The organism is Roseovarius sp. A-2, assembly GCF_002072155.1.
Lineage (GTDB): Bacteria > Pseudomonadota > Alphaproteobacteria > Rhodobacterales > Rhodobacteraceae > Roseovarius.
Window position 1 is genome coordinate 76980 of sequence record NZ_BDIY01000019.1, and the last position, 10259, is coordinate 87238.

General features: G+C 63.6%; 10 protein-coding genes, 1 tRNA gene and 1 pseudogene. 7 read left to right on the forward strand and 5 right to left on the reverse strand.

The window, feature by feature from the left end:
* Positions 1–4: 4 nt before the first annotated feature.
* Positions 5–826, reverse strand: a complete 822-nt coding sequence (locus BHD06_RS17445; protein ID WP_080458260.1) for an ABC transporter permease — start codon at positions 824–826, stop codon at positions 5–7.
* Positions 827–979: 153 nt separating this feature from the next.
* Between BHD06_RS17445 and cysQ the strand changes: the two genes are divergently transcribed.
* Together cysQ and BHD06_RS17455 are read left to right on the forward strand one after the other, a co-directional pair.
* Positions 980–1759 carry a 3'(2'),5'-bisphosphate nucleotidase CysQ gene (gene cysQ, locus BHD06_RS17450; protein ID WP_376764861.1) on the forward strand — a complete coding sequence of 260 codons (780 nt, stop codon included), beginning with the start codon at positions 980–982 and terminating at the stop codon, positions 1757–1759.
* A gap of 1 nt (position 1760) precedes the next feature.
* Positions 1761–2561: a 3-deoxy-manno-octulosonate cytidylyltransferase gene (locus tag BHD06_RS17455; RefSeq protein ID WP_080458272.1), complete on the forward strand. Its 801-nt coding sequence runs from the start codon at positions 1761–1763 to the stop codon at positions 2559–2561.
* Between the two features lie 10 nt (positions 2562–2571).
* Here BHD06_RS17455 and BHD06_RS17460 read toward each other — a convergent pair whose 3' ends face one another.
* A complete protein-coding gene (locus BHD06_RS17460) occupies positions 2572–3180 on the reverse strand; it encodes an alpha-ketoglutarate-dependent dioxygenase AlkB (protein WP_080458262.1) in 609 nt (202 codons plus the stop codon).
* Between the two features lie 208 nt (positions 3181–3388).
* Here BHD06_RS17460 and dnaK point away from each other — a divergent pair, with 208 nt between their 5' ends.
* From dnaK to radC, 3 genes are all read left to right on the forward strand, one after another.
* A complete protein-coding gene (gene dnaK, locus BHD06_RS17465; RefSeq protein ID WP_080458263.1) occupies positions 3389–5299 on the forward strand; it encodes a molecular chaperone DnaK in 1911 nt (636 codons plus the stop codon).
* Positions 5300–5378: 79 nt separating this feature from the next.
* Positions 5379–6539 (forward strand): molecular chaperone DnaJ, encoded by a 1161-nt coding sequence (gene dnaJ / locus BHD06_RS17470; RefSeq protein ID WP_080458264.1) that lies wholly within the window; start codon positions 5379–5381, stop codon positions 6537–6539.
* A gap of 51 nt (positions 6540–6590) precedes the next feature.
* Complete coding sequence (gene radC, locus BHD06_RS17475; RefSeq protein ID WP_080458265.1) at positions 6591–7349, forward strand: DNA repair protein RadC; 759 nt, start codon at positions 6591–6593, stop codon at positions 7347–7349.
* Between the two features lie 25 nt (positions 7350–7374).
* On the opposite strand, the gene hemE is transcribed toward radC, so the two are convergent.
* A complete protein-coding gene (hemE, locus tag BHD06_RS17480; protein WP_080458266.1) occupies positions 7375–8409 on the reverse strand; it encodes a uroporphyrinogen decarboxylase in 1035 nt (344 codons plus the stop codon).
* A 95-nt stretch (positions 8410–8504) separates the two neighbouring features.
* Between hemE and hemC the strand changes: the two genes are divergently transcribed.
* Positions 8505–9452 (forward strand): hydroxymethylbilane synthase, encoded by a 948-nt coding sequence (gene hemC, locus BHD06_RS17485; protein WP_080458267.1) that lies wholly within the window; start codon positions 8505–8507, stop codon positions 9450–9452.
* 119 nt (positions 9453–9571) lie between these two features.
* Here the strand turns inward: hemC and BHD06_RS24420 are convergent.
* Both BHD06_RS24420 and BHD06_RS24425 read right to left on the reverse strand, forming a co-directional pair.
* Positions 9572–9622 (reverse strand): annotated as a pseudogene (locus tag BHD06_RS24420) (hypothetical protein); the annotation flags it as partial.
* Positions 9623–9709: 87 nt separating this feature from the next.
* The gene (locus tag BHD06_RS24425; RefSeq protein WP_254892460.1) at positions 9710–9838 is read right to left on the reverse strand and encodes a hypothetical protein; all 129 of its coding nucleotides are present in this window, start codon (positions 9836–9838) and stop codon (positions 9710–9712) included.
* Between the two features lie 55 nt (positions 9839–9893).
* Between BHD06_RS24425 and BHD06_RS17495 the strand changes: the two genes are divergently transcribed.
* Positions 9894–9970: transfer RNA gene (locus tag BHD06_RS17495), tRNA-Met, on the forward strand.
* Positions 9971–10259 lie beyond the last annotated feature (289 nt).

Genomic DNA, 10259 nt, shown 5'->3' on the forward strand with positions numbered 1-10259 from the left:
GAGGTCAGCGCCGCGCGTCCCAGCTTCTGGAGGCGTATTGCCGTGTGTAGAATTCGCCCATGAGCCCGACCACCACAAGGGCGAGAGCCACGTAAAGCGGGTAGGTCAGGGATGTCTTGTGCGGGAAATAGTTGATGAACACATAGCCACGCGCCTGGTCGATATTGTGAAACAGCGGGTTCCACGCGAACATCTTGAACATGAAGGGCGGCAGGCTGTTGACCACGAACATCTTGCCCGAGGCGATCATGTTGGCGCGCTGATAGACGGTCATGAAGATCGAGACGAAGGTGGGAAACCAGGGCTTGAGCGCCAGCAGCACAAGCCCGACCGCCACGCCCGTGAACCAAGCGAGAAGCACCATTCCGAAGGCGCCGATCGGCTGATAGATGGTGATCGGGACAAAGGCCACGTGATACACGAACAGGATCACGAACATCGATAGCACCTGGATGTAGAGCGCACCAAGTGCGGCCGCCGAAATCGAGATGATCGTGTTCATCGGCGCATGCTGCATCATCGGGGAGGACGGCCCCTCGGCGCCCGCCACCGCGCCAAGCGCCTTGATATGGGTGAGGTAGAGGAAAATCCCCGACATCATGAACAGCAGGAAATCGCCGCGCAGCTTGGCACCGCGAATTCCGAGCACCGAGAACATGACGTAGAAGGCCATGACCATGATGATCGCCGTCATGATGTTCAACACAAGCGCGATCAACGCGTTGCCATGACCCTTGCGGATGTCGCGCACCGTGGCGTGATAGATCAGTTCAAGGATAATGATCGCCGAATGCAGGCTCGATTTTGGGCGTGCGGTCTTGAACATCGGAAATCTGCCTGTTGCCGGTGAATTTCTTGCACGGGTTTCTTGCTGTCCCGCGCGGAGCCTAGCATAAGGACGCAGGAGTAATCCATTCATTAAGGGCGCAAAGTGGCGTCTTCCGGGCAAAGGAGCGGCGATTTGAAGTACGAGACACTTATGGCTGAGATGCGGCGGCTGGCATTGGAGGCCGGCGCACGGATCATGGAGATTTACGAGGCCGACGATTTCGACGTCAAGGTCAAGTCCGACGCAAGCCCGGTGACCGAGGCCGACGAGGCCGCCGATGCGCTCATTTCCGCCGGGCTGCGCGCGGCCTTTCCCGAGGTGGCGCTGGTGACCGAGGAACAGGCCGCCTCGCACGGGCAGAGCGTGGAGACGTTCCTGATCGTCGATCCGCTGGACGGGACCAAGGAATTCATCAACCGGCGCGGCGATTTCACCGTCAATATCGCCTATGTCGAGGCGGGCGTGCCGACCCGTGGCGTGGTCTATGCCCCGGCCAAGGGCCGGATGTTCTACACCCGCGCCGATGGCGTGGCGGTCGAGGAGGACGGCCCCTTTGATATCGAGACCCCCGGCACGCAGCGCCCCATTCGCGTCGCTGCGCCGGACAATGCCGCGCTGATGGTGGTGGCCAGCAAGTCGCACCGCGATCAGGCGACCGACGATTATATCGGCAAATATGCCGTCAAGGACATGACGAGTGCCGGCTCGTCGCTCAAGTTCTGTCTGGTGGCCACCGGCGAGGCCGATCTTTACCCGCGTGTCGGGCGCACCATGGAATGGGACACCGCCGCCGGCCATGCCGTGCTATTGGGGGCAGGCGGGCAGGTGGTGCGGTTCGACGATCACAGCCCGCTGCGCTACGGCAAGGAGGGATTTGCCAATCCGTTCTTCATCGCCCATGCGCCGGGCGTCGCGCTCCAGCCTGCCTGAGATGGGCGTTCTGGTCGTCATCCCGGCGCGCTACGCCTCGACGCGCTATCCCGGCAAGCCGCTGGTGGCGCTGCGCGGGGCAGGGGGTGCTGCGCGCTCGCTCATCCATCGGTCATGGGAGGCGGCCTGCGCGGTTTCGGGCGTCGACCGGGTGGTGGTGGCGACCGATGACGACCGTATCCGCACCGCCGCCGAAGGATTCGGCGCAGAGGTGGTGATGACCTCGGAGCACTGCGCCAACGGCACCGAGCGCTGCGCTGAGGCGCAAGTCGCGCTTGGCGGCGGGTTTGAGATCGTGGTCAACCTGCAGGGCGACGCGCCGCTCACCCCGCCGTGGTTCGTCGAGGACCTGATCGCGGGGCTGCGCGCCGATCCCGAGGCCGAGGTGGCGACGCCGGTGCTGCGCTGCGATGGTGCGGCGCTCAACGGGTTTCTCGCCGACCGCGCGGCGGGCCGCGTCGGCGGCACGACGGCGGTGTTCACCCGGTCGCGTCACGCGCTCTATTTTTCGAAGGAAGTGATCCCGTTCACCCCGACGCGCTATGCAGAGGATGCGCCGACGCCGGTCTTTCATCACGTCGGCGTCTATGCCTATCGCGCGCAGGCGCTCGCGGCCTATCCCGGCTGGCCGCAGGGCGCGCTTGAAGGCCTGGAGGGGCTGGAACAGTTGCGGTTTCTGGAAAACGGGCGTGCCGTGCTCTGCGTCGAGGTCGAGGCGCGGGGGCGGCAGTTCTGGGAGTTGAACAATCCCGAGGACGTGGACCGGCTCGAGGCGATGATGCGGGACATGGGCCTCGACTGACGGCGGCCTTTCAGTCCACCACCCGGCAGGTCAGGTTGATCCGCCCGCCGCCCCGCAAGAGCGAGGAACTACCCGCACGGATGCGGTCTATGCCGTGATAGACCAGCCGCGCCGCGCCGCCCATCACCAGCACATCGCCCGAGTTGAGCCAGATCGATTCGGTCGGTCCGCCACGGGTGGTGTTGCCGATGCGAAAGAGCGCGTCATCGCCCAAAGAGACTGACAGCACCGGCCAGGAGAAATCGGCCTCGTCCCGGTCTTGGTGCAAGCCCATCTTTGCGCTTTGGGTATAATGATTGACCAGGCAGCAATCGGGCAGCCGCGTCTCGCTGGCCAGTGTGCGCCAGATCGCCAGCACGTTCTCGGGGATGGCGGGCCAGTCCATGCCATCGGGGTGGCGCGGCTCGTAGCGATAGCCGCGCCGGTCGGTGACCCAGCCATAGCGACCGGCGGCGGTCATGCGCACGCTCATCGGCTTGCCCGAGGGGGTGACAGGGGCAAAAAGCGGGGCCTCGGCCACCACGCCGCGCAACTCCTCCACCATCGCGGCCTGGACCCCGGGCGAGAGCCAGCCCTTGTAGATCGCCACGCCGCGCAGGGTCAGGGTTGGTTCGGTCATGCTGTCTCCTCTTTGCTTCAGATGGACATTTTAGACCAAATTGCACGTTTCCATCGTCTGCGAATGCTTGCAGCCCTACATTGCCCTGCCTATATACGCGCAGAAACGCAGGCACTGCGACAGGTCGCGGGTCTGCTCCTCATCGGGGGCCGGATGCCGAAACGGGTCGGGCCTTCGTCATATCGCCTAAGTAGAAGGGATCAAAAACATGGCCAAAGTGATTGGTATTGACCTCGGCACCACGAATAGCTGCATCGCGATCATGGACGGCGCTCAGTCGCGCGTGATCGAGAATTCCGAAGGCGCGCGCACGACGCCCTCGATCGTGGCATTCACCGAGAATGAACGCCTTGTCGGTCAGCCCGCCAAGCGGCAGGCCGTAACCAACCCGGAAAACACCATTTTCGGCGTCAAGCGCCTGATCGGTCGTCGCGTCGATGATCCCGATCTCGCGAAGGACAAGAAGAACATGCCCTTCACCGTCGTTGATGGCGGCAATGGCGACGCGTGGGTGCAGGCGCGCGGCGAGAAATACTCGCCCAGCCAGATTTCCGCCTTCATTGTCGGCAAGATGAAGGAAACCGCCGAGAGCTATCTCGGCGAAGAGGTGACGCAGGCCGTCATCACCGTGCCTGCCTATTTCAATGACGCACAGCGTCAAGCCACCAAGGATGCCGGCAAGATCGCCGGTCTCGAAGTGCTGCGCATCATCAACGAGCCGACGGCGGCGGCGCTCGCTTACGGTCTCGACAAGAAGGACACGCACACGATCGCGGTCTATGACCTTGGCGGCGGCACCTTCGACGTGACAGTGCTCGAAATCGACGATGGCCTGTTCGAGGTCAAGGCGACCAACGGGGATACTTTCCTCGGCGGTGAAGATTTCGACATGCGGATCGTCAACTACCTTGCCGACGAGTTCAAGAAAGAGCATGGCGTCGACCTGACCAAGGACAAGATGGCGCTCCAGCGTCTCAAGGAGGCCGCCGAAAAGGCCAAGATCGAGCTTTCCTCGTCCTCGCAGACCGAGATCAACCAGCCGTTCATCTCGATGGGCTCTGACGGGCAGCCGCTGCACATGGTGGTGAAACTGACCCGTGCCAAACTTGAAAGCCTGGTGGGCGACCTGATCAAGGCGTCGATGAAGCCTTGTGCCGCAGCCCTCAAGGATGCGGGCATCTCGGCTTCCGATATCGATGAGGTCGTGCTCGTGGGCGGGATGACCCGGATGCCGCGCGTCGTCGAAGAAGTGACCAAGTTCTTCGGGAAAGAGCCGCACAAGGGCGTGAACCCCGACGAGGTTGTCGCCATGGGTGCCGCCATTCAGGCCGGCGTGCTTCAGGGTGACGTCAAGGATGTGGTGCTGCTCGACGTGACGCCGCTCAGTCTCGGGATCGAGACGCTTGGCGGTGTCTTTACCCGTCTGATCGACCGCAACACCACGATCCCGACCAACAAGAGCCAGATCTTCTCGACCGCCGAGGACAACCAGTCGGCCGTGACCATCCGCGTCTTCCAGGGCGAGCGCGAAATGGCGTCCGACAACAAGATGCTCGGCCAGTTCAACCTCGAGAATATCCCGCCCGCGCCGCGCGGCATGCCGCAGATCGAGGTGACCTTCGATATCGACGCCAATGGCATCGTTTCCGTGTCTGCCAAGGACAAGGGCACGAACAAGGAGCAGAAGATCACGATCCAGGCGTCTGGCGGTCTCTCGGATGAGGATATCGAGCGCATGGTCAAGGAGGCCGAGGAGAACGCCGATGCCGACAAGGCCCGTCGCGAGCTTGTCGAGTCGAGGAACCAGGCCGAGAGCCTGATCAACTCGACCGAGAAATCGCTTGAAGAGCATGGCGACAAGGTCGATCCCACGACCGTCGAGGCGATCGAACTGGCCGTTGCCGCACTCAAGGACGAGCTTGAGGGAGACAATGTCGACAAGATCAAGTCCGGCATCCAGAACGTCGCCGAGGCATCGATGAAGCTGGGCGAGGCGATCTACAAGGCCAGCCAGGATGAAGGCCAGGACGAGCCCGCAGGTGCCGATCAGGCACAGGGCGACGACGATGACATCCTCGACGCCGATTTCGAGGATCTCGACGACAACAAGCGCGCCTGAGGCACGTTTCGGACCACTCGGGGCCGGTGCGGCATGATGCCGGACCGGCCCCGATGCTCCGACATCAAGGAGATCCCCGATGGCCAAACGTGACTATTACGAAGTGCTTGGGCTTTCCAAAGGTGCGTCGGCTGACGAGATCAAGAAAGCCTATCGCACCAAGGCGAAAGAGCTTCACCCCGACCGCAATTCCGACAATCCGGACGCTGAAAAGCAGTTCAAGGAAGCGGGCGAGGCGTATGATGTCCTGAAGGACCCCGAGAAAAAGGCCGCTTATGACCGGTTCGGTCATGCCGCCTTCGAGGGTGGCATGGGCGGCGGTGCGCGTCCCGGCGGCGGCTTTGGCGGCGGGCCGGGGCAGGGCGATTTCGCCTCGGCCTTCTCTGACGTGTTCGATGATCTTTTCGGCGATTTCATGGGCGGCGGCGGACGCGGTGGCGGGCGGCAGCGCGCGGCGCGCGGGGCCGACCTGCGCTATAACCTGCGCGTGACGCTGGAAGATGCCTATGCCGGTCTGCAAAAGAGCATCAAGGTGCCCTCGGCGGTGCCCTGTGACGAATGCGACGGCTCGGGTGCCGAGGGGGGCGCGCAGCCGACCACCTGCCCGACCTGTTCGGGCATGGGCAAAGTGCGGGCGCAGCAGGGTTTTTTCACCGTGGAACGCACCTGCCCGACCTGTGGCGGGCTGGGGCAGATCATCAAGAATCCCTGCAAGCTCTGCCAGGGTCAGGGACGGGTGCAGAAGGAACGCGCGCTGAGCGTGAACATCCCCGCAGGCGTCGAGACCGGCACCCGCATCCGCCTCGCCGGAGAGGGCGAGGCCGGTATGCGCGGCGGTCCGGCGGGCGATCTCTATATCTTTATCGAGGTCGCCAACCACGAGCTTTTCGAGCGCGAGGAGACCAACCTTTTCTGCCGCGTGCCGGTGTCGATGACCAAGGCCGCGCTTGGCGGCGATATCGAGGTGCCGACGATCGAGGGCGGGCGCAGCCGTGTGAAAATCCCGGCAGGCTCTCAATCCGGTCGCCAGATGCGACTGCGCGGCAAGGGCATGCCAGCGCTGCGCAGTGGCGCGCATGGTGACATGTTCATCGAACTGGCGGTGGAAACGCCGGTAAACCTGACCGCGAAACAAAAAGAGCTGTTGCGTGAATTCGACGCGCTGAGCGAGGACAACAACCCGGAAAGCAAGAGCTTTTTCTCCTCGGTCAAGACGTTTTGGGACGCGATGAAAAGCTGATGCCGGTCTGGCATTAACGCTTTTCTAACGTTCCATCGGCAGGGTGGGGGCATGCCAGATGCCCCCGCCTTTTCCGAGCGGCCACTGCCGCTCTTTGCGCCCGAGACGGCGGCGCCGACGGGCGCGCGCCAACCCTCCTATATCCGAGATCACAGGCAGCGATTGCGCGCACGGTTTCTGGGTGGCGGCGCGCAGGCGATGCCTGATTACGAGATGCTGGAACTGGTGCTCTTTCGGGCCATCCCACGCCGCGATGTGAAGCCGCTGGCGCGCGCGCTGCTGGAGACGTTTGGCGATTTCGCCGGGGTCATCTCGGCCCCGGCAGAGCGGCTCTCAGGGGTCACGGGCGTGGGCGAGGCGGTGATCTGCGAGTTGAAGGTGGTCGAGGCGGCCGCGCATCGGCTGGCGCAGGCACGGGTGATGAACCGGGCCGTGATCTCGTCCTGGGATGCGCTCTTGTCCTATTGCCGCGCCAGCATGGCGCATCGCGAGACCGAGCAGTTCCGCGTCTTCTATCTTGATCGCAAGAACGTGCTGATCGCCGATGAGGAACAGGCGCGCGGCACGGTGGATCACGTGCCGGTCTACCCGCGCGAGGTGGTCCGCCGCGCGCTGCACCTGAATGCGAGCGCGCTGATCCTGGTGCACAATCACCCTTCGGGCGATCCCACACCCTCGGCGGCGGATATCGACATGACCGCGCAGGTCGCTCGCGCCGCCGAGGTGCTGGGCATCACGCTGCACGATCACGTGGTTATCGGGCGCGCAGGCGAGGTGAGCTTTCGCGCGGACGGCTATTTAAGCCCATGACGCGACGGCAGATCACCGGCCCTGCTCAGGCCCCGCGCACCGTGTCGATCATCAGTTGCACATTGTCAGGATCGGCATCCGGCGTGATCCCGTGCCCGAGGTTGAAGATATGCGGGCCGCTCTTGAGCGCCTCGACGATCTTCCGGGTCTCGCGCACCAGATCGTCGCCGCCGGTCACCATATGCGAGGATTTGAGATTGCCCTGCACGCAGCCGGACGGCTGCACATGCTGCGCCACCCATTCGGCGGTCACCGAATCGTCGACCGCGACGCAATCCGCCCCGGATTTCTCGTGGAATCCGACATACTTGTCGCCCGCCTGACGCGGGAAGGCGATGACCGGAACGCCCGGATGCCGAGCCTTCAATTCGGTGATGATGCGTGTGGTCGGGGCCAGGGCGTAGCGGTCGAAATCCTCGCCCTTGAGCGAGCCCGCCCAACTGTCAAAGATTTTAACCACCTCCGCCCCGGCCTCGATCTGGCTCGAGAGATACTCAATCGTGCCCTCGGTCAGCCGGTCGATGATTGCCTCGAAGACAGGCCCGTTCTCGGCCTTGAGCGCATGCGCGGGGCCCTGATCCGGCGTCCCCTTGCCGGCGATCATATAGGTCGCCACCGTCCAGGGTGCCCCGGCAAAGCCGATCAAAGTCACCTCCTCGGGCAGCGCGCCTGCGAGATTGCGCACCGTCTGGTAAATCGGGTTCAGCGTCTCGTGGATGTCCTCGACCGGTTTCAGTTTGTCGAACCCGGCCTGATCCGTGATCGTCGAGAGGCGCGGCCCTTCGCCGGTGACAAACCACAAATCCGCGCCAAGCGCCTGCGGCAAAAGCAGGATATCGGCAAACAGGATCGCCGCATCAAAGCCATAGCGCCGGATCGGTTGCAGCGTCACCTCGGTCGCCAGATCGCTGTTGTAGCACAGCGACAGGAAATCCCCGGCTTGCGCCCGCGTCGCGCGATATTCCGGCAGGTAACGGCCCGCCTGCCGCATCATCCAGATTGGCGGGGTGGGCAGGGTCTCGCCGGCAAGGGCGCGCAGAATGGTTTTTTGAGCGGGCATGAAATCCTCCGTTTTAAGTCTCGTCGCCGCCCCTGTCCCCGATGTCAACCATCACGCCGCTTGTCACCTTTCTTTGTCGCGTCTAAACCTGCGTCATGACACGTGATCTGCCCACCCCGACCAAACCGTTCAAGATCGGCACACGCGGCTCTCCGCTGGCACTCGCGCAGGCGCACGAGACCCGGGCGCGGCTTCAAGCTGCCTTTGATCTGCCCGTGGACGCCTTTGAAATCTCGGTCATCAAGACGACAGGCGACCGGATCATCGACCGCCCGCTGAAAGAGATCGGGGGTAAGGGCCTGTTCACCCGCGAGATCGAGGAGGCGCTGTTATCCGGCGAGATCGACATCGCCGTGCATTCGATGAAGGACATGCCGGTGCTGCAACCGGGGGGGCTTTCGCTCGATACCTACCTGCCGCGCGAGGATGTGCGCGACGCAATCGTGTCGCCCCACGCGCCCGCGCTCGCCGACCTGCCCGCGGGGGCTAGGGTCGGCACCTCGTCGCTGCGCCGCCGTGCGCAGGTTCTGGTCGCCTATCCGCATCTGGAGGTGGTCGAATTTCGCGGCAACGTGCAGACCCGGTTGAAAAAGCTCGACGACGGTGTCGCCGCCTGCACCTTCCTTGCCATGGCCGGACTGAATCGATTGGGCCGCGCCGATGTGGCGACCGCGGCGATTGCCCCCGAGGTGATGCTGCCCGCCGTGGCGCAGGGCGCCATCGGCATCGAGCGGCGCGCCGACGACCACCGCGCCGCCGAGATGCTGAGCGCGCTGCACGACACGGCAACCGGCCAGCGCCTTGCCGCCGAGCGCGCCTTTCTCGCCGCTCTTGACGGGTCTTGCGAGACGCCCATTGCGGGGCTTGCGGAACTTTCGGGCGGCACGCTGCGCCTGCGCGGCGAAATCCTGCGCCCCGATGGCAGTGAATGCCTGAGCGATGACCAGAGCGCGCCGATCGAGGATGGCGCGGAACTGGGCCGCGCGATGGCCGCCAAGCTGCTGTCGCAGGCCGGGGAGGGGTTCTTCGACTGGCGCGAGTGAGAGGGCTGCGGCGGATCACGGGACGGGCAAGACCTTGCCGGGATTGAGATTGCCGTTGGAATCGAGCGCATCGTGGCCAGCGCGACCGGGTCCTTGTGCGCCGCCATCGCGGGCTGCTTTGACAACCCGATGCCATGTTTGGCCGAGAAGCTGCCGTCGAGAGCGATCACCTTAGCCTCGACCTCCAGTTGAATGGCGCGACACAGCGCCGGTTCGTCGCCCGGCTGCCAATTCGTCTGCCCGGCTCAATCGCGCGATCAGGGGGCCATATCGTTGCCGGTCCGCACATGGCGGGCGCCGATCAGGTTGCGCAGGTCGTCGAGGGCGGGATCGCTTGTGCGACGATGCTGCGACAAGGCCGGTACTGTCACAAGTTCGGCAAGCATGGGCATTTTCCACCTTGACGCCCCGGCCCACCTATCCTAACTACCGCCACGGTTTGGCGGAGTAGCTCAGGTGGTTAGAGCAGCGGAATCATAATCCGCGTGTCGGGGGTTCAAGTCCCTCCTCCGCTACCAAAAAGCTCTTTTCAATCATTTGCTTGTGGAAATATGCTCTCAGCTTTCTGTTGGCGGGTCGCTCAGGTTCGTGCTTCTACCGTTTCTCTACCGACTAATACGCACACGCCTCTCCAGGTCATCTCGTGATGTGAAGTGGTCCCAGAAAACTGGACAGTCGGCTAAGGTGTATCCCAAACCTTTGAAGGGATACGAGAATGGCGAAGCGCCGGAACTTTACAGACCAGTTTAAGGCCAAGGTGGCGTTGGAAGCGCTACGTGGTGACAAGACCGTGCAGGAGATCGCGGC